Genomic DNA, 19,469 nt, shown 5'->3' with positions numbered 1-19,469 from the left:
GTCTTTTCTATTTGAACCTTGAAATAACGAATGGTTTCATGAAATTCTTCTTTACCAGGCACTACTTTGGCCAGGTTGAACTGGCCACCGACATCGTTCGTCGCTTCAAACAGGGTCACCTCGTGACCACGTCCGGCAGCCACCGTTGCCGCTGACATACCTGCAACGCCACCACCCACAACGGCGATCCGTTTCGGTTTTTTGGTTTTGACATAAACCAGTTCAGTTTCATATCCAGCACGCGGATTCACTAAACAGGTAGCACGCTGGTTTTTAAACGTATGGTCGAGACAAGCCTGGTTGCAGGCGATACAGGTATTGATCTCATCAACACGGTTGGTCGCTGTTTTATTAACCCAGAAAGCATCTGCCAGTAAAGGACGTGCCATTTGCACCATGTCCGCCTGCCCTGATGCCAGGATTTCTTCAGCAGTATCTGGCATATTGATACGATTCGATGCGATCACCGGAACAGTAACATTTTTCTTTACTTCTGCAGTGTACTCGACGAAAGCAGCCCGTGGCACAGACGTAACAATGGTTGGAATACGTGCTTCATGCCAGCCGATCCCAGTATTGAGTAAAGTAATTCCGGCCTTCTCTAATGCTTTAGCGACGGTAATGACTTCCTGCATGGTATTACCATCATGTACCAGATCCAGTAAAGACAGACGGAAGCAGATAATAAATTTTTCACCAATCTCGGCCCGAATCGCTTTGACAATTTCCACCGCAAAACGCATCCGGTTTTCGATCGAACCACCCCAGCGATCATTGCGCTGATTAACATGACGACTCAGGAACTGGTTAATCAGGTAACCTTCTGAACCCATGATTTCCACACCATCATAGCCGGCTTTTTTTGCCAGACTGGCAGTTTTTACATAGTCCTGAATAGTAGCCAGAATCTGTTTTTCTGAAAGCTGTCGTGGTTTAAAAGGAGAAATCGGGGACTTGATTGGACTCGCTGAAACCACAAAAGGTTGGTAGCCATAACGGCCCGCATGCAGGATTTGCAACAGGATTTTGGCACCATGTTTATGCACAGCATGAGTTACCAGTCGATGCGGAGCAATATCTCCCAAGGTATTCATGGTCCCGCCTGCAGGCAGTAACCAGCCCTGACGGTTTGGAGAAATACCACCCGTGATGAGCAGACCTACCCCACCTTTGGCACGCTCGCCAAAATAAGCTGCCAGTTTGGGGTAATTATAGAAACGATCCTCCAGCCCGGTATGCATTGAACCCATCACCACCCGGTTTTTAATCGTGGTAAATCCCAGATGAAGCGGTTTTAAAATATTCGCATAACGAGTCGTTGTCATGGCTATTCCCTTTGATGATGGCTTTGCAACTTGTTGCATATTACTCTAGCGTGTTTTTTATTTTTGTTTATGGCATTTTCACAAAATTATTGCTTTCTCAGGTCAACTCAGGCCTCCCACTGTTTCGCCGAGCTTTTCCATAATGCAATTGCCCCCAGTACTGTTCCTACAGGAAAACTCAACAGCATCAGCACCGCCATAACTCGGGAAAGTGTACGCCCCTCGCCCTGACCTTTCTTAACTTTCAGAGCTGCCTGAACATTGAAATAGATCAATACCAGCATTAATAGAATGATAAATCCCAGGCTGATGGTTGAAGCGGTTCTTTGCTGAGATTCAAGATAAAGAAATACTGCGCCACTAAAGATCAACAGGCCGGCATAAATGCCATGCAATACAGACAAAGTCTGATTACGCTCATGCAGTCGTGGCAGCTGGGGCGGGGTGATACTCGAATTCATAAGAAATTCCTAAAAAATTGTTATTGTTAGTTTTATCGTATCAGGACCAGGTAATGATCTCTACTTGGCATATTAAAACCCAAGAATGGATTTAAATCAGCAGTTTTTCGATCTATTGCAACATTCGTACAACCTGTATTTTCCAATGTTTTACAGATAAAAAAAGCAGTGCGAGCACTGCATGAGATAGGCCAGATCATATTGTTATTGTTGTTATTCCCAGTTTTTCTGCTTATTTCCAGTATTTCAGCTTTGAGCTATGCCCAATACCGACATTAAAACTATTGGTCGGGTCCAGCTTCTGGTAATGGTTTTTTAATGCCGGTTTGGCAATGTAGAGATGCCCTACATTATGTTCAGCTGGATATTCCGCACCACGATCATCCAGCAGCTTCCACATGACATGTTCCATTTTCAGCGGATTAACCCCTTTTTTCACGATATAATCCTGATGAAATACATGGCACAGGAAGTGACCATAATAAAGTTTATGTAAGATCTGCTCTTCCATCTCCTGTGGCAGAGTTTCTACCCATTGGCGGTCATTCCGACGCAGCGCAATATCCAGCGCCACAATATCTTCCACTTCACTTAAATGGGTATCACGGTAACGAATTGCTGCACCAGCTACGGCAAAACGGTGCAAAAATGCCTTACGTCCTTCGTCTTCGGTGCAGAGAAAATAGTTCCCGTCAGGATGGGCCTTAAAGTAGCCTTCAAAGAATGCCTGTACCTGTGCCACATCCTGATTTTCAATTCTGAGAATCAGATGATGCTCATACAGATCACGGTACTCATTCATACGTTTTGGCAAATGTGATGGCAGCATTTTACTGATCATTTGCAGAATTTTGTCACTTAAGCCACGTAGCCCCATTTTCTGCATTATCCCATCAACCTTGTCTTTCATGGCAAATGCGGCAGGCACTTTGGCAGTACCAAATTTTTCAATGAACATAAAAGTGTCTTTGCCGTATTCCGCACCGATGTCATAAGCCACACGGTGAATATATTCTCCAGCAATCGGCAGACGTGGCAGATCTTTGAGCAAAAAACGACGGATTTCCGTCAGGTCATCCTGCGAGTTAGTGCCGACATAGAACACTTGGCTTGGGATTTTTTCAAAAGTATCCAGACGTACTGCAAAAACACACACCTTGCCCGCAGAACCAGAGGCTTCAAACAGACGGCTTGGATCGGCATTGAAGCGTGCTGGAGTATCAGCATCGACCTGACGCACATCCTGACTATAACGATGATCGGAAGCACAGCGATGTTCCTGCTGCTGGATATCCTGCTCGTTATATTGTTTCTGCTCCAGATTTTTCAGAATCTCTTCCGGACTGTGACCCAGATAGATACCGAGATGATTTACCAGCTCCAGTTCGCCATGTTCATTCACACGCGCATATAATGCCAGTTCAGTGTAGGCCGGCCCCCGGCGAACCAAGGCTCCACCGGAGTTATTGCACACACCACCCAACACCGAAGCACCGATACAGGATGAACCAATCACCGAATGCGGTTCACGGTTAAATGGTGCCAGCTGCTTTTCCAGTGCATCAAGTGTTGCACCCGGCAAACAGACAACCTGTTTGCCCTCCTGGATCACCTGAATACCTGCCAGACGGCGAGTACTCATCACAATCACTGGACGGTCATATTCACCAAACGGCGTTGAACCACCAGTTAAACCGGTATTGGCTGCCTGCATAATCACGATACAGTCTGCTGCAACAGCAATTTGCAATACTTGCCATTGTTCCAGTAATGAACCTGGAGTGACGACCGCAAACACCTCACCTGAACCATAACGCCGGCCCTGCCGATACAGACGAGTATCGTGATCGTCCGTCAACACATGTCGCTGGCCGACCACAGCGACCAGATTTTTTAAGGTCGCAGTAGTGTCAAATGAGTTTTGCATAGTAGAGCCCCGTTTCATTTTTATGGCTATCTTTTTATAAAATCAGCCATAAGCATGTTTTGGATTTTTAATCTTGAATAGATGAAATAGCAGCAATTCTGTTGTTCCGAATTACTTTAGGATGACCACGATTTAGAGTGGTCATCCTGATTGGTTTTATTGTGAAATTTCGCGATCGAGCCTTACCAGACAATCCTGTGTAATGTCAGCAATGGTCTTGGCACCTGTTAAGGTCATGGCAACACGCATTTCCTTGTCGATCAGATCAAGAAGGTTACTGACACCAGCCCCGCCTGCAGCACCCAATGCATAAACGAAGGCCCGACCGAGCATACAGGTGTCCGCACCCATTGCCAGCATACGCACCACATCCAGACCATTACGGATACCAGAGTCGACCAGGATTTTCAGTTCACCTTTTACCGCATCAGCAATTGGTGGCAAGGCACGTGTGGTAGATAACACACCATCTAACTGACGACCACCATGGTTGGATACTACAATGCCATCCGCACCGAAACGTACAGCATCTTTAGCATCTTCAGGATCCAGAATCCCTTTGATCACCATCGGACCATCCCAATAGTCACGGATCCATTCCAGATCTTTCCAGGAAATAGACGGATCAAAATTGGCACCCAACCAGCCGATATAATCTTCAAGGCCTGTCGGTTTACCGAGGTATTTCGAGATATTACCCAAGTCGTGTGGACGACCCATTAAGCCGACATTCCAGGCCCAATGCGGATGCATGCAAGATTGCATATAACGGCGCATCGCTGCATTTGGTCCACTCATGCCAGAATGCGCATCACGGTAACGTGCACCCGGCACTGGCATATCCACGGTAAAGACCAGCGTTGAACAACCCGCAGCTTTGGCACGTTCCAAGGCATTTTTCATAAAGCCACGGTCACGCAGGACATAGAGCTGAAACCACATTGGGCGCTGGATCGCTGGTGCCACTTCTTCAATTGGACACACAGATACCGTCGACAAAGTGAATGGAATCCCTTTTTGGTCTGCAGCAACTGCTGCCTGTACTTCTCCACGGCGTGCATACATACCGGTCAAGCCTACAGGTGACAAGGCCACCGGCATCGACAGGGTTTCATCAAATAATTTAGTTTCCAGATTTAGCGCTGACATGTCATTCAAGACACGTTGACGCAGCGCTACTTTTGATAAATCTTCTACATTGCGCTTCAGCGTGTATTCTGCATAAGCCCCACCATCAATATAATGAAACAGGAATGGTGGAAGACGACGTCGTGCGGCTTCACGGTAATCATTTGCAGAAGAGATAATCATAATTTAGATCCTGTTTAATCGGCTCATACGCTGCTGACGGGCTTCATCCTCATCAATCGTGCGTACTTGCTGAATGACAAACTCAATGTGTCCACAAACTGCCTGACGTGCAGCTTCTGGATCTTGACGCTCAATTGCAGCCATCACCTTAAAGTGCTGGTCCTGCAACTGATCAAAACGGTGGGCCTCGGAATAGACTTTGCGTCGTCCGAGTACCACATTAAATTGCAACAGGTCGAACAGACTGCGCATCAACTGGATCAGCACCACATTATGCGATGCCTCGGCAATGGCAAGATGAAAACGGGCATCCGCGCGAGCTGCCTCATCGTCATCACCCAACAGCTGATAATGTGCAATCTGGTCGTAACACTGTCTGATTTTTTTTATATCATCGGGTGTGGCGCGCTGTGCTGCATACCAGGCTGTACCGCCTTCCAGAATCAGACGAGACTCCTGAACATCAAAACGGTATTCAGGATCGACATCCATCAAGTCACTTAAAGGCTGCACAATATGATGCTGTGACCAGTGATTCGGTAGTTCCTGCAAATAAGTACCGGCACCAACACGGCTCACCAGCATGCCCTGGCTAACCAGATGTTGCAGTGCTTCTCGCAACGAAGAGCGCGACACGCCTAACTGTTCACATAATTTACGTTCTGCGGGCAAACGGTCCCCGACCTGCATATGATTTTTTTCAATCAGATTACGCAGACTTTGTACGACTTTATCAGAGACTTTCATTGCACCGCCCTCAGTATGGTGTTATGGAATCATCCATGGGAACACATAAGCTTGTAAGGTGATAATGATACCGATCATCACCGTGAAGGTGATACTGTGTTTTACGGTAAAGCGGAATAAATCCGATTCTTTACCGACAAGACCTACTGCGGCACAGGCAATTGCAATCGATTGTGGTGAAATCATTTTACCGGTTACACCACCGCTGGTATTCGCTGCCACCAGCAATACTTCAGGTACACCGATCTGCTGAGCCGTGGTTGCCTGTAAAGCCGAGAACAATGCGTTTGCTGAAGTATCAGACCCTGTCAGGAATACACCGACCCAACCCAGGAATGGTGAGAAGAACGTAAATGCTTGTCCTGTATGTGCCAAGGCTAATGCCAAGGTTGCCGATAAGCCCGAATAATTGGCAATGAAAGCAAACGCCAATACCATACCAATTGAGTAAATCGGTGTTTTCAGCTCATTTACTGTTTCAGCAAAGGTCGCTACTGCGTCTTTCGGTTTCATTTTCAGGTAAATGATGGTGATGATTGCAGCGATCATGATCGCTGTACCCGTCGCCGACAACCAGTCAAATTTATAGATCGCGTCGTAGTCTTTCGCTTCAGCGACCACCGGCGGCAACTTTTGAATCATTTGATGCAGGAAAGGCACTTTAATAGAAATTACTAAATCACTTAAAGCCCCATCTTTGGCAAACAGATCTTTAAATGGTTTGATGCTCCATAAAGTTACCATGGCAGTCAGTACCGCAAATGGCGACCACGCTTTAATAATTTGACCGATGCTATATTTTTGCTGGCTTGCCAAAGCAATGTTGCTATCGACCAGTTGTTCATTATCAAAACGGAAAATATGTTTTGGCTGCCAGAACTTGAGTAATACCGTTAAGCTCACCAAAGATGCAATCGCTGCAGTGATATCAGGTAATTCAGGACCCACATAGTTAGCAGTCAGGAACTGCGCCAGGGCAAAAGAACCCCCACCGACTAAAATTGCAGGCCAGGTTTCTTTCACACCACGCCAGCCATCCATGATTGCCATAATCCACACCAGTACGATGGGTACCATGATTGGCAACTGACGTCCTACCATCTGGCTGATTTCCATGGTGTCTACGCCTGATACCTGACCAGCGACAATAATCGGAATTCCCATCGCACCAAAAGCCACAGGTGCAGTGTTCACAATCAGACATAAACCCGCGGCATACAGTGGTTTAAATCCAAGACCTACTAATAACGCTGCAGTAATTGCAACCGGTGCGCCAAAGCCTGCAGCACCTTCCAGAAAAGTACCAAAAGCGAAGCCGACCAATAACATTTGTAAACGCTGGTCTTCGGTTAATGACAGGATCGATGAGCGAATAATGTCAAATTGACCGGTCTTCACTGAAATCTTGTAAAGGAATACGGCGCCAATAATAATCCAGGCAATCGGCCACAAGCCGTAGAAGAACCCATAGACCATGGAAGCCAATGCCATAGTGACTGGCATTTTGTAGAGGAACATTGACACCAGAAATGCCAAAGCCACAGTAATCGTTCCCGCTACACTGCCCTTCATTCTGAAAACAGCAAGAGCAAGAAAAAAGAATACGATTGGAATAAGGGCGATCGCGCTGGAAATCCAGATATTTCCGATTGGATCGTAAATTTGTTGCCACTGTTGAAGCATTCTCTACTCCTTGAAATGCTTGTTTGTTATTTCATTACAGGACATGTTCAAAAGCTTATTGGTATGACCAATTTAGCATTAAACAGACCAATATCGGTCTTTTATCCAGCCAAAGTTAATGAAATATTTAAAATACTGCAATAGCTAATTTATTAAAATATAATTGGTATGACCAATTTTTATATTAAAAGATGGAATTCAATATAAGTGATAGCTAAGCAACATCCGGTATTTAACAGGTCGAGAGAAGCAAAGGTTGAAATAAAATGAAGCCTATAGAACTTTAGTCTTAGCCAGCTTAAAAACCCCAGATTTGGCTAATTCAAGGCCATTTGTGATGGCTCTCTTTGCATTAGATTGTTTATTTTTTTGTCTATTTTTTAGATTTTGCATTTTTTTTGCGAAAACTTGCCATTTGAAAGGTGTTACAATATCTGCATTCAAAATTCTCCTTGGCCACCAATATAAGTGGTGCCTATATTATTCTATCGTTAGGATTAACAATGTCTGATAATGCAACTATCTTACAGAATGTACCTGTAGGCAAAAAAGTTGGTATTGCCTTTTCTGGTGGTCTAGATACTTCAGCAGCCCTGTTGTGGATGAAACAAAAAGGCGCAGAACCTTATGCATATACTGCAAACCTGGGTCAGCCTGATGAAGATGATTACGATGCCATCCCAAAGAAAGCTGAAGCGTATGGCGCAGTAAAAGCACGTTTAATCGACTGCCGTCTACAGCTTGCATTAGAAGGTATTGCTGCAATTCAATGTGGTGCGTTCCACATCTCAACTGGTGGTGTTCCTTACTTCAACACAACGCCACTAGGCCGTGCAGTAACAGGGACAATGCTTGTTACCGCAATGAAAGAAGATGACGTCAACATCTGGGGCGACGGCTCAACCTATAAAGGTAACGACATCGAGCGTTTCTACCGTTATGGTTTGTTGACTAACCCGAATCTTAAAATCTATAAGCCTTGGTTAGACCAGACATTTATTGACGAGCTTGGTGGCCGTGCTGAAATGTCTCAGTTCCTGATCGACAACGGCTTTGACTACAAAATGTCAAAAGAGAAAGCTTATTCAACTGACTCAAACATGTTGGGTGCAACTCACGAAGCCAAAGATCTTGAATACCTGAATGCAGGCATCAAAATCGTTGACCCAATCATGGGTGTTGCGTTCTGGAAAGAAGAAGTTGAAATCAAACCTGAAGAAGTGTCGATCACTTTTGAAGAAGGCTTCCCAGTTGCGATCAATGGTCAACGTATCGAAGATCCTGTTGAGTTCATTCTTGAAGCGAACCGTATCGGTGGCCGTCATGGTCTAGGTATGTCGGATCAGATTGAAAACCGTATCATTGAAGCGAAATCTCGTGGTATTTATGAAGCTCCAGGTATGGCGCTGCTTCACATTGCTTATGAACGTCTGGTGACGGGTATTCATAACGAAGATACCATTGAACAATACCGTATCAACGGTCTTCGTTTAGGTCGTCTTCTTTACCAAGGTCGCTGGTTCGATTCTCAAGCGCTTATGCTTCGTGAAACTGCTCAGCGTTGGGTTGCTAAAGCCATCACAGGTACTGTAACTTTAGAACTACGTCGCGGTAATGACTATACGATTATGAACACTGAATCTGAAAACCTGACATACGAAGCTGAACGCTTAACGATGGAGAAAGGTGATTCTATGTTCTCACCAATGGATCGTATCGGTCAGTTGACAATGCGTAACCTGGACATTACGGATACGCGTGCAAAACTGGGTATCTACACAGGTGCGGGTTTACTTGCAGTGGGTACAGGTTCAGCTGTTCCACAATTAAAAGACAAAAACTAAGTTTTAGTTGTGTCAAAAAAACCGCGCAAACTGCGCGGTTTTTTATTAGCTGTGATTCAGAAAACATTCAACTGATATGCAGCGGTTTTGAATTTACCGAAGCAATGCTCTGATAATAAATCTGATTGCGCCCCAGTTGCTTGGCACGATACAGTGCCTGATCTGCAATGCCGAGTATTTCATCTTTGGTCATGGCTTGCTCGCCACGATAAACCGTAATACCTAGACTTACCGTAATCTGCTTGGATACCAAAGATTTTTCATGTGGTATTTCCAGACGTTCAATCGCTTTAAAGATATTGGTAGATACTGCATAAGCCCCATGTGCATCAGTTTCTGGAAGTAGCACCACAAACTCCTCACCTCCATAACGCGCAACAAAGTCCATATGCCGGATCGCATTCTTGATAGTTTTGGCGATGGTCGAAATCACATCATCACCCTTCTGATGCCCATAAAAATCGTTATAGTTCTTAAAGAAATCTACATCGATAAATAAAATAGCCAAAGAGCTTTCCTGACGCTGAGCGGTAGAAAAGTAAATTTCCAGCATTTCATCAAAGGTACGGCGATTCGAGATTTTGGTCAACTCATCATGCTGACTCAGATGTAACAGTTCGGTATTGTGAATCCGGTGAATCTGCTCACTGATCCGCGCCCGCATGGAATAAAGGAAAATCATCCGTTCACGAGCGAAAATCATATGACTAATAACGAAACCGAGCAGGCAACTCCCCAACAGAATTCGGCCAAATACCAAAGGATTAAAGTTCGCCCCAACCAGAGTCAGGCAGATAATCGTAGTTCCAGCTGCCAATACACCAGTGATCATCATCTGAATCGGCTTGACACCAGTAAGGATATAACCCAGCACATAAATAATGGTGACAATTGCCATGGATTGATGTTGTAAAGCTGCCGTCTGAATGGACATAGTCAGACATGAAATTGAAACCAGTGCCCAGAATATCAAGACCAGTGAAGCAGGCTGAAAAAAAGGTTTTAAGCGTTCTAAACTTGAGAATAAATAGAAAACAAATAAACTAATTCCGCCATTAATAATACCTATTAAAGACAATACAAAATCATGTACAAAATATTGTTTATCGATGATCCAGTAATCGGTAGGAATAAGGATAAGGATGCCGACAAAATAGATTAATAATCCTGCCCAGACATACTGATCGGTGTGCTTACGGGCACGTTCCAGATTTTTGGTCCAGAATTCATCTTCAAGCGGTTGAGGAAAAACTCGGCTTAATTTCTGCCCAGCAATAAGCTCTTCGACTTTTTCCTTTTGATCCTGCAGTTTTGCTAAATTATACTTATATTCCATGGCAAGCATGTATGTAATTTTTTTAGTGTTTTTAAAATAACATACTTTTTTAAATTAATTCATAGTTAATGCATCTTTTGTCAGTATTTCACATTACCATTTTCGGTATAGATGCATTATCATTCATATTATTTCTCTGATTGAATTCGCCTTGAATACGATTACGATTCTCCAGCCAGATGACTGGCACGCTCACCTACGTGATGGTCTAGCACTTAAACGTACTGTTCCTGATCTAGCTCAACAATTTTCCCGCGCAATCTGTATGCCAAACCTGGTTCCACCGGTAAAAACTGTGGAAGAGGCAAACAGCTATCGTGAACGCATCATGGCGCATGTGCCGGAAGGCTGCAACTTTGATCCACGCATGGTGTTGTACTTCACCAACAATACTTCACCTGCCGAAGTTAAAAAAATCAAAGAATCTGAGTATGTAAATGCCATCAAGCTTTATCCTGCTGGTGCGACTACAAACTCGGATAGCGGTGTAAGCGATATTTCTAAAGTGTATGCAGTAATTGAGCAGCTTGAAGAACATCAGGTACCTTTATTGCTACATGGCGAAGTCACGCATAACCATGTCGACATTTTTGATCGTGAAAAACGTTTCCTGGACGAAGTACTTTCTCCATTATTAAAGCAGTTCCCGAAACTGAAGCTGGTGCTTGAACATATTACCACCAGTGAAGCGGCAAACTTTGTCCTGGAACAGGACCGTAATGTGGCTGCAACAATTACGCCACAACATTTACTGTTTAACCGTAATGACATGCTGGTTGGCGGGGTGAAACCGCATTTTTATTGCTTACCAATTTTGAAACGCCAGACGCATCAGCAAACTCTGCTGGAAGTCGCGACAAGTGGTAATCCAAAATTCTTCCTTGGAACTGACAGTGCGCCGCACTCAAAAAATGCCAAAGAAAATGCATGTGGTTGCGCAGGATGTTATAGTGCGCCCACTGCAATTGAACTTTATGCTCAGGCATTTGATCAGGTCGGCAAAATTGACCGTCTGGAAGGTTTTGCGAGCCACTTTGGTGCTGACTTCTATGGCCTTCCTCGTAATACCAATACCATTACCCTGGTAAAACAAGATCAAGTGATTCCTGAGAGTCTGGACTATTTGGATGGTGAACAGATTATTCCGTTATATGCGGGTAAAACCATTCAATGGAGAAAAGTGTGACAAATGAAACTCTCCCAGTCATTGGTCAACGTTTCCGTGGATTCCTGCCTGTTGTTGTCGATGTAGAGACAGCGGGCTTTAATGCACAAACTGATGCCTTGCTGGAAATCGCTGCCATTCCTATTATTTTTAATGAGAAAGGTGAATTTGTGCCGGGCCCTGCTCACCATGCACATATCAATCCATTTGAAGGGGCAAACCTTGACCGCCGTTCGCTGGACTTTATTGGGATCGATCCCTCTAATCCGATGCGTATTGCAATGGCCGAAGATGAGAAAACTGCGCTTAAACGCATTTTTAAATCTGTCAATGAAGTACGCCGCCAGCAAAACTGTACCCATGCCGTTCTGGTCGGTCATAACGCGCATTTCGATTTAGGCTTTGTACAGGCGGCAATTGCCCGTACAGGAACCAAAAACCAGAACCCATTTCATAGTTTTTCTGTCTTCGACACAGTGACTTTGAGTGCGGTGATGTTTGGTCAAACCGTACTGGCAAAATCCTGTATTCAGGCCGGTATCGAGTTTGATGGCAAAGAAGCCCATTCTGCGTTATACGACACGCAGAAGACAGCTGAACTGTTTTGCTATATTTTAAACAAACTCACCCCACACCTGCTTGACACTTTGGTGGCGGATCAATAAGATACCGCCATCTTCTAAACGTCCCTATCGTCTAGAGGCCTAGGACATCGCCCTTTCACGGCGGTAACCGGGGTTCGAATCCCCGTAGGGACGCCATCTATTTTCCTCTGTCTTTTTATTTCTATTATTCAGCTATTTAAGTCGATTAAATTCCGTACATATAAAAAACCTATTAATGCAAATAATTCTCATTATTATTGATTATTACACCAAAGTTAATGATAATCACTTTCATTATCTTTTACAGATTCAACCCTTCTTATGCGTTTTGCTTATTCAACACTTTCTATTGCAGTTCTAACCACATTATCAACCTCTAGCTTTGCAGAAGAATCAAATTATCAAGAATCCATCTTTAATGAAGCTACGGTTAAGTTCAACACGATTATTATTGAAGCTCAGCAAGAAAATGAACTTGGAAAAGCCATTTATTCAAAAGAAGACTTAGAAAAGACGCCGAATAGCTCTAAAAATATCACTGACTTTTTAAAAGTAAATCCGAATGTGCAGTTTAGCAATGAACATATGGCAGCCAGCTCACAAGCTGATTTAAAACCGGCTGAAATTTCGATTCATGGTGCACAATCATTTAATAATAAATTTGTGGTCAATGGCGTCAGCAACAGCAATAACCTCGACCCTGCTGGTTCAGGAACAACCAACTACGGTGCAGTGTCTGGCGGTTCACAAGGTGTGGCAATCAACACCGATTTATTGTGTAATTTAGAAGTATTAGACAGCAACATTAGTGTAAAACACGGTGGCTTCACCGGTGGTGTGGTTCAGGCAGAAACCTGTGCGCCTAAATCTGAAATTGGCAAAGTCCATGGTAGCATCACTTATGACTATACAGAAAGTGACTGGAACCACTACCACTTAAAAACTGATGCAGACAAAGGACTCTTTGAAGGTGCATCAACCCAGTCAAACCAAAAAGAGTATGTTCGCCAAGGTGTTAGTGCCAATATTTTTGCTAAGCTTTCAGAGGTTTATGGCTTCGATCTCTATGCTTCACAACGTAAATCAGCAATTCCTGTTGAAAGTGGCTTACCTGCACCAAAACAAATTGATCAAGAAAAACGTAACACCAATGTCGGCGGAACCTTGTATGTCGATCCAAATGCAGACACCAGTATGAAATTCGGTTTCGCTTTAGGTGATTTGGAAGACAATACTTACGCAGACAAACGTCGTAACTCTCACAGCAGCACTAATAATCAATCAGCTTTAATTTTCGCAGAGATGCAACAAAAACAAGATTGGGGACAATTAATACACCAGCTCAATTACCAGCAAATTGACAATGCACGTGAATCATCATCTGATCGCGGTGTGAACTGGATATATGCAACAGGGAGCAAAGACTGGGCGAATACTGAAAAAGTATGGGAAGGTGCAACCTCTGCAGATATTGATTTAAAACAATCTTCTGTGAGTTATGGGTTAAATGCGCTATTTAATAACTTTAAATTTGCAGACACCGACCATCAAATCAGCGCCGGTTTTGCCTATCATTATGATGATGTGCAATGGGAACGTACCAAAGATTTTTCAACTTTCTATGGCGTAACATCAGGGAAAACCCAAAACTTGTTTGATCTTAAAGGTCAACAATGTCAAATCAATGATCCCCTCTGCGATGAAAATACCACAGCTGTATTCCTGAACAATAAAGTTCCTACGGTCTTTGATGGCCAATACTTTAAAAAGGGTAATGTATACAAAGCAGGCAGCTTTGCTGGTCAATATCATCAAGCAGCCTTGTATCTAGAAGATAATATTCGCTGGAACAACCTCAATGCCCGTTTAGGTGTGCGTGCTGATTATGATGAATCAAATAATAATCTTAACTTTGCACCACGTAGCAGCATTAGTTATCAGCCTTTTTCCAATAAATTATTAACCCTGACTTCAGGTTGGAACCGCTACTATAATGCCCCAACGTATATGACGGACTTGCGTCAACATCTGACCTCATTAGATTTTGACCTCAGCCGTGCTGATCAAAATTCTGAATGGGTTGAAGAAGTAAAAGTTTCAGCCAATGATACACGCCGCAAGGATCTTAAAACCCCATTTGCAGATGAATTTGTCCTTGGGTTTAATAGCCAATTTAAAAACACTAATCTCAGCTTAAAATGGGTGAATCGTCAGTATGATGATGAAATCACCCGTAATAGAACTGATATTCCAAACGACTATTTTACTTATTCTTATGAGTTTGATAACAGCGGTTATGGTGAAAATGATACCGTAACGCTAGAACTTAATACGATTGAGCCACTTAAATTTAAAGGCACTCAACATGATTTAGGCTTAGCAGTCAATTACTCGGAGGTGTACCGTAGCGCACCAGATTATACAGAAAACTTTACCGAAGAAGATCTTCAGGAGCTGATTTCCTTTGATGGCAAAATTATGCCTTATGGTGACCGCCCTGCATACAACTATAACCAACCGATTACTGCACGTGTCATGTGGAATATTGGCTTTGATTCTCTTCCTTTAAAAATTTCCAACTTCTTTAGCTATAAAGACACCTATGAGCAAGTGTTAGAAGCGAGCTCTGCTGACAAAGCGGTGTATGATGGCGTTAAAATCGATACTTATACGCTACAAGATGTAAAACCTCGTTTTACATGGGATGTGCGCACCACCTATGATTGGAAAGTTTCAAAAGATTATTCAGCGATTTTTGGCTTAACGGTAAATAATATTACTAACCGCAATAATTTATATGTGAGTGGAAGCAAACTGTACTCTGAAATTGGCCGCCAATTTATCGCAGATATCACTTTTAAATTCTAACTCATGGACAAGAGCACTCAGGTGCTCTTTTTAATTTGCTTAGGCTATAATTACTGCAATTTCATCTCTTGCATTTGTGCCATGTTAAAAAAGATCTTACTGGTTTTAGTGATTTTAGCGCCTTCCATGCTGTATCTATATATCGTCAACCGTGAAGATAAAACCGAAGCACCTGCGGAACAAACGGTTCCAGCCAGTCAACCGGCCGAATCCCAAACACCTGACCATTAAATCCACACGACTTAAACTCCTGTAAAGTGACGGGAATTTGAGGTCTCAATGTCGATTTCTGATGCTACAAACTGATGGATACGCTAGTTTGAACTCAGAAATCACATTAATCCTTTGTTCTTGTTTAATGTTTAATCTGTTAATTCATTTTTAGCAAAAAGCCTTTTGACAAAGCTTAGCTTAGTCCTTAACATAGCCATCACCTCGCAACGTCCCTATCGTCTAGAGGCCTAGGACATCGCCCTTTCACGGCGGTAACCGGGGTTCGAATCCCCGTAGGGACGCCATCTATTGATCTCATACGATCAGCACTTATTCAAAATTACTATTATTTGATTGCAGATTTGTAGTTTTTCACTACAATAGCTCGCTTCATTCCTTTGAAGTATTTCTTATTTCCTATGCACTCATCTCCGAATGATGCTACGCATCAGGGCAATTCTGCGCCTTTAAAACGCGCTATGAGTACTCGACATCTGGTCATGATTTCGCTTGGTGGCGCAATCGGGACCGGCCTATTTTTAGGGTCGGGTGAAGTCATTGCACAAACGGGGCCTGTAGGTGCCATTCTTGCTTATCTCCTCGGCGGTATCATCGCTTACATGGTTATGCTATGTCTGGGTGAACTTGCCGTACATATGCCTGAATCTGGTTCATTTGGTGCTTATGCCAAACGTTATATTGGACCGGGCACAGGTTATACCATTACCTGGTTATACTGGCTGACTTGGTCAGTGACACTGGGAACCGAATTTACCGCTGCAGCTTTATTGATGCAGGAATGGTTCCCGGACAGCTCCATGTGGATGTGGACACTGGTCTTTGGTGCGCTTGTGTTTACCCTGAATATGATTTCGACCCGCTGGTTTGCAGAATCCGAATTCTGGCTGGCCCTCATTAAAGTTGTCACTGTTATTGCCTTTATCCTGCTGGGATTATTGGCCATATTTGGTGTATTGGGTTATGCAGGTCAGGAAACTGCCCCGCTGTTTAGCAATCTGACAGCTCAGGGTTGGTTCCCTGAAGGCCTGTTCCCCATCTTCACAACAATGCTGATTGTCAACTTTGCCTTCTCAGGTACAGAACTGATTGGTGTAGCCGCTGGTGAAACCAAAGATCCTGCCAAAAACGTACCGAAAGCCATCAATACCGCAATTTTCCGTCTATTGATTTTCTTTGTAGGTACGATTGTCGTGGTGACATGTCTATTACCACATCAAGAAGCAGGTCTTGCGGCGGAAGGTGTAAGTAGTAGCCCATTCGTGACCGTATTCCAGCACATTGGTATTCCATATGCTGAAGACGTTATTCGCTTTGTAATTATCACTGCGCTGTTGTCTGCAGCAAACTCAGGTTTATTTGCTGCCTCCCGTATGATGTGGTCATTGTCTTATAGCAAACAATTACCAGCCATGTTCTCAAGAGTGAATGCTCGCGGTATTCCTTACATTGCGGTAATCGTGACTATGATTGGTGGTATGCCAGGTCTGTTGTCTGAACAGTTTGCGCCAGAAACCATTTTCACCAACCTGTTAGGTATTGCAGCCTTTACCATGGTGGTGGTCTGGATGAGTATCTGTCTGAGTATGTTCAACTTCCGCCGTGAATGGTACAAACAAGGGAAAACAGCTAAAGATCTTGCTTTCGCTGCACCGTTGTTCCCGATTGTGCCGATTCTGGGCTTCCTGTTCTGTCTGATCACCTGTATCAGTATGGTATTTGATCCAACAATGCGGATCAGCTTCTTTGGCTGTCTGGTATTTATTGGACTTTGCTATGCCAGCTATTATAAGTTTTATCACAATAAAGCTTAAATCTTAGCGCTAACAAAAGAGCAGCTCCGGCTGCTCTTTTTTTATCTATACTGAATATGTTTCAGGCAACCACAGCGGTGTGTCGATGAAAATTATTTATATCCATGGAATGAACAAGCAGAATTTTAGTTCTGCTTCATTAAAGCAACGGTGGCTAAGTCTGCTTAAACATGGTCTGGAACAGTCGCATCGACAGGCCTGTTTTGCCTATATCAAACGTCATGTTCGTATCCCTTTTTATGGAGATTTACCGTTACGGCATCATTTACATAATGTATTGAACGCCAGTACCTTAATGCCACAAGACTGGCCACATTTTCCCTTGCGCCAGCCACTTAAATCCCAACCGCCGCCGCCACATCTTCATCAGTATTTAGCTGAAACTTGCAAGATTCCCGAATTAAATATTGAGGATGCTCTGACTTTTAACCAGAAGCTGAAATTTATTACTACCTTAAGCCGAAATACAGCCTTACGGGATTTTATGGTCTTGCTCAATTATTTTCCCCATCTGCATGATACGCTCATCAAAAAATTTCTGATTGAAACATATTCCTATCTGGCCAATGCCAGATTCATGCAGCAAGTTCATCAGCGTATTGGTCAGCGACTACATGACAATAAACCTTGTATCTTGATCGCACACTCCTTAGGCAGCGTAATTGCATATCATTATCTGCTTTTACATCCGGAATTAAATGTGCAGCGCTTTATTACGCTCGGATCACCCATGGCCTTTCGTGTAATACAGGAACATTTGCCGCAACCGATGACCCGACCCGAGGCCATTCGTGGTGACTGGATCAATTTTTATTGTAGCGATGACTTTCTGACTGCCTTTCCCTTATCAGAACCACCCTTCCAGTTTCAGCCGGCGATTATTAATCAGAAAATTCGTACCTCCATCTATCATCCGCATGATATTAATGGTTATATCCAACATCCCAACGTCATCAAAGCGCTGCTGGAATTACTTTAGGATTTACTTAAACAGCGGGATTTAACTTTTACCGTTTTATTCCTATCTTTTTTCTATGTAGTAAAATCCTTGATCCGTATCTATCAATTTACTGCTTTTTCTACTTTTTTATAAATATACAACTGTCTGTTAATGGTTGTTTTATCAAAGTAATTTACACATGAACACCACAAAAAGTACAGCTTGGCTTGCCGCAATTTTCTCTATACTGTGAATATATAGATCGACCTCCGTGAGGTATCGATGAAAGTTATTTTTATTCATGGAATGAATCAGCAACATCATAGCGCTGCATCGATCCGTCAGCGCTGGCTACATATACTTCAAAAAGGCATTCGCAAACATCATCACGATGCCAGATTCAGTTATTTACGACGTCACATTCATATTCCATTTTATGGGGACTTGCTTTCCCGCTATAACGTCCGCAACATCCTCAATGCTGGCACCCTGATGCCACAACAATGGCCCAGCTTTCGGTTCCGTCAGCCTGCTCAGCCCCAGCTTCCTGCACCAGTTCCACGTCCTGGCTGGCGCAAACCCGTGATTTCCGATCTTCCCCTGCTCAACCTGAATGACTCCATGAATTTCAAACAGAAATTCAAATTTATTACTACACTGAGCAAAAATGTTGCGCTGCGGGACTTTGTGTTATTGCTCAATTATTTTCCCAGTCTGCATCGTAGCCTGCTTCAAAAATTTCTTATTGAAACCTATTTGTATCTCGACAATCCGGGTTTCATGAAAGAAGTTCATGAGCGGATCGCCCGACAATTGAACGGTCGTAAACCTTGTATTGTAATTGCTCATTCTCTGGGTAGTGTGATTGCCTATAATCATCTTATCCAGCACCCTGAACTGAATGTACAGCGTTTTATTACTTTAGGATCGCCATTAGCATTCCAGGTGATCCAGTCACATTTACCACAACCGATTGTACGACCTGCTGCAATTACAGGCGACTGGATAAATTTCTATTCAACTGATGATTTCCTCACCGCTTTTCCTCTCACACAACCGCCATTTCAGTTTCAACCTGCAATTATTAACCACGGCATTCGTACACATATTCACCGCCCGCATGATATTACTGGTTATTTACTCCATCCGCAGGTGGTAGAAACAATTCTAGAATTGCTTAAAAATCCAGCTTAAACCATGTATTTTTCAAGT

General features: G+C 43.4%; 16 protein-coding genes and 2 tRNA genes. 10 read left to right on the top strand and 8 right to left on the bottom strand.

What is annotated here, in order from left to right; genetic code table 11:
- The 7 genes from B3D47_RS06670 to B3D47_RS06640 form a co-directional block, all read right to left on the bottom strand.
- Positions 1 to 1,325, bottom strand: a 1,325-nt coding sequence (locus B3D47_RS06670) for a 2,4-dienoyl-CoA reductase FMN-binding domain-containing protein (RefSeq protein WP_286860774.1), incomplete at its 3' end; no start/stop codon positions are given.
- A gap of 107 nt (positions 1,326 to 1,432) precedes the next feature.
- Positions 1,433 to 1,786, bottom strand: coding sequence for a hypothetical protein (locus B3D47_RS06665; RefSeq protein ID WP_004810650.1), 354 nt, complete (start codon positions 1,784 to 1,786; stop codon positions 1,433 to 1,435).
- Positions 1,787 to 2,018: 232 nt separating this feature from the next.
- Positions 2,019 to 3,713, bottom strand: coding sequence for a D-lactate dehydrogenase (dld, locus tag B3D47_RS06660; protein ID WP_286860771.1), 1,695 nt, complete (start codon positions 3,711 to 3,713; stop codon positions 2,019 to 2,021).
- Between the two features lie 156 nt (positions 3,714 to 3,869).
- A complete protein-coding gene (gene lldD, locus B3D47_RS06655) occupies positions 3,870 to 5,024 on the bottom strand; it encodes an FMN-dependent L-lactate dehydrogenase LldD (RefSeq protein ID WP_048881570.1) in 1,155 nt (384 codons plus the stop codon).
- A gap of 3 nt (positions 5,025 to 5,027) precedes the next feature.
- Positions 5,028 to 5,771: a transcriptional regulator LldR gene (lldR, locus tag B3D47_RS06650; RefSeq protein ID WP_004810656.1), complete on the bottom strand. Its 744-nt coding sequence runs from the start codon at positions 5,769 to 5,771 to the stop codon at positions 5,028 to 5,030.
- 21 nt (positions 5,772 to 5,792) lie between these two features.
- Complete coding sequence (gene lldP / locus B3D47_RS06645) at positions 5,793 to 7,454, bottom strand: L-lactate permease (RefSeq protein WP_048881571.1); 1,662 nt, start codon at positions 7,452 to 7,454, stop codon at positions 5,793 to 5,795.
- A 273-nt stretch (positions 7,455 to 7,727) separates the two neighbouring features.
- The gene (locus tag B3D47_RS06640) at positions 7,728 to 7,898 is read right to left on the bottom strand and encodes a hypothetical protein (RefSeq protein WP_155858011.1); all 171 of its coding nucleotides are present in this window, start codon (positions 7,896 to 7,898) and stop codon (positions 7,728 to 7,730) included.
- A 59-nt stretch (positions 7,899 to 7,957) separates the two neighbouring features.
- Here B3D47_RS06640 and argG point away from each other — a divergent pair, with 59 nt between their 5' ends.
- Positions 7,958 to 9,298, top strand: a complete 1,341-nt coding sequence (gene argG, locus B3D47_RS06635; protein WP_004893689.1) for an argininosuccinate synthase — start codon at positions 7,958 to 7,960, stop codon at positions 9,296 to 9,298.
- A 67-nt stretch (positions 9,299 to 9,365) separates the two neighbouring features.
- Here the strand turns inward: argG and B3D47_RS06630 are convergent, their stop codons facing one another.
- The gene (locus B3D47_RS06630) at positions 9,366 to 10,634 is read right to left on the bottom strand and encodes a GGDEF domain-containing protein (RefSeq protein WP_286860761.1); all 1,269 of its coding nucleotides are present in this window, start codon (positions 10,632 to 10,634) and stop codon (positions 9,366 to 9,368) included.
- 151 nt (positions 10,635 to 10,785) lie between these two features.
- Here B3D47_RS06630 and pyrC point away from each other — a divergent pair, with 151 nt between their 5' ends.
- The 9 genes from pyrC (at position 10,786) to B3D47_RS06585 (ending at position 19,451) form a co-directional block, all read left to right on the top strand.
- Positions 10,786 to 11,820 (top strand): dihydroorotase, encoded by a 1,035-nt coding sequence (pyrC, locus tag B3D47_RS06625; protein ID WP_004810663.1) that lies wholly within the window; start codon positions 10,786 to 10,788, stop codon positions 11,818 to 11,820.
- On the top strand, positions 11,805 to 12,464 hold the full coding sequence (gene rnt / locus B3D47_RS06620) for a ribonuclease T (protein WP_008303612.1): 660 nt from the start codon (positions 11,805 to 11,807) through the stop codon (positions 12,462 to 12,464). The genes pyrC and rnt overlap by 16 nt, the downstream gene beginning before the upstream one ends.
- A 20-nt stretch (positions 12,465 to 12,484) precedes the next feature.
- Positions 12,485 to 12,560 (top strand) — tRNA-Glu (locus B3D47_RS06615).
- A 165-nt stretch (positions 12,561 to 12,725) separates the two neighbouring features.
- Entirely contained in the window at positions 12,726 to 15,272 is a 2,547-nt protein-coding gene (locus B3D47_RS06610) for a TonB-dependent receptor plug domain-containing protein (RefSeq protein WP_286860758.1), read from the top strand.
- 81 nt (positions 15,273 to 15,353) lie between these two features.
- The gene (locus tag B3D47_RS06605; RefSeq protein WP_004893681.1) at positions 15,354 to 15,503 is read left to right on the top strand and encodes a hypothetical protein; all 150 of its coding nucleotides are present in this window, start codon (positions 15,354 to 15,356) and stop codon (positions 15,501 to 15,503) included.
- Between the two features lie 211 nt (positions 15,504 to 15,714).
- A tRNA-Glu gene (locus tag B3D47_RS06600) sits at positions 15,715 to 15,790 on the top strand.
- A gap of 114 nt (positions 15,791 to 15,904) precedes the next feature.
- Positions 15,905 to 17,317, top strand: a complete 1,413-nt coding sequence (locus B3D47_RS06595) for an amino acid permease (RefSeq protein ID WP_004810673.1) — start codon at positions 15,905 to 15,907, stop codon at positions 17,315 to 17,317.
- Positions 17,318 to 17,402: 85 nt separating this feature from the next.
- Positions 17,403 to 18,296 carry an alpha/beta fold hydrolase gene (locus tag B3D47_RS06590; protein ID WP_286860753.1) on the top strand — a complete coding sequence of 298 codons (894 nt, stop codon included), beginning with the start codon at positions 17,403 to 17,405 and terminating at the stop codon, positions 18,294 to 18,296.
- Between the two features lie 243 nt (positions 18,297 to 18,539).
- Positions 18,540 to 19,451, top strand: coding sequence for an alpha/beta hydrolase (locus B3D47_RS06585; RefSeq protein ID WP_286860751.1), 912 nt, complete (start codon positions 18,540 to 18,542; stop codon positions 19,449 to 19,451).
- Positions 19,452 to 19,469: the final 18 nt, after the last annotated feature.

The sequence above is a fragment of the Acinetobacter sp. UBA3461 genome, assembly GCF_002381195.1.
GTDB lineage: Bacteria > Pseudomonadota > Gammaproteobacteria > Pseudomonadales > Moraxellaceae > Acinetobacter > Acinetobacter schindleri.
Note: the sequence above shows the minus strand (reverse complement) of the source record. Positions and strands in the feature narration are given on the sequence as shown.

What these genes read in the sequence shown, in the direction of transcription:
- argG (WP_004893689.1), top strand. Translation starts at nt 7,958, where the DNA reads ATGTCTGATAATGCAACTATCTTACAGAATGTACCTGTAGGCAAAAAA.
- B3D47_RS06605 (WP_004893681.1), top strand. Translation starts at nt 15,354, where the DNA reads ATGTTAAAAAAGATCTTACTGGTTTTAGTGATTTTAGCGCCTTCCATG.
- lldR (WP_004810656.1), bottom strand. Translation starts at nt 5,771, where the DNA reads ATGAAAGTCTCTGATAAAGTCGTACAAAGTCTGCGTAATCTGATTGAA.
- B3D47_RS06585 (WP_286860751.1), top strand. Translation starts at nt 18,540, where the DNA reads ATGAAAGTTATTTTTATTCATGGAATGAATCAGCAACATCATAGCGCT.
- rnt (WP_008303612.1), top strand. Translation starts at nt 11,805, where the DNA reads ATGGAGAAAAGTGTGACAAATGAAACTCTCCCAGTCATTGGTCAACGT.
- lldP (WP_048881571.1), bottom strand. Translation starts at nt 7,454, where the DNA reads ATGCTTCAACAGTGGCAACAAATTTACGATCCAATCGGAAATATCTGG.
- B3D47_RS06610 (WP_286860758.1), top strand. Translation starts at nt 12,726, where the DNA reads ATGCGTTTTGCTTATTCAACACTTTCTATTGCAGTTCTAACCACATTA.
- B3D47_RS06630 (WP_286860761.1), bottom strand. Translation starts at nt 10,634, where the DNA reads ATGGAATATAAGTATAATTTAGCAAAACTGCAGGATCAAAAGGAAAAA.
- B3D47_RS06665 (WP_004810650.1), bottom strand. Translation starts at nt 1,786, where the DNA reads ATGAATTCGAGTATCACCCCGCCCCAGCTGCCACGACTGCATGAGCGT.
- B3D47_RS06595 (WP_004810673.1), top strand. Translation starts at nt 15,905, where the DNA reads ATGCACTCATCTCCGAATGATGCTACGCATCAGGGCAATTCTGCGCCT.
- dld (WP_286860771.1), bottom strand. Translation starts at nt 3,713, where the DNA reads ATGCAAAACTCATTTGACACTACTGCGACCTTAAAAAATCTGGTCGCT.
- lldD (WP_048881570.1), bottom strand. Translation starts at nt 5,024, where the DNA reads ATGATTATCTCTTCTGCAAATGATTACCGTGAAGCCGCACGACGTCGT.
- B3D47_RS06590 (WP_286860753.1), top strand. Translation starts at nt 17,403, where the DNA reads ATGAAAATTATTTATATCCATGGAATGAACAAGCAGAATTTTAGTTCT.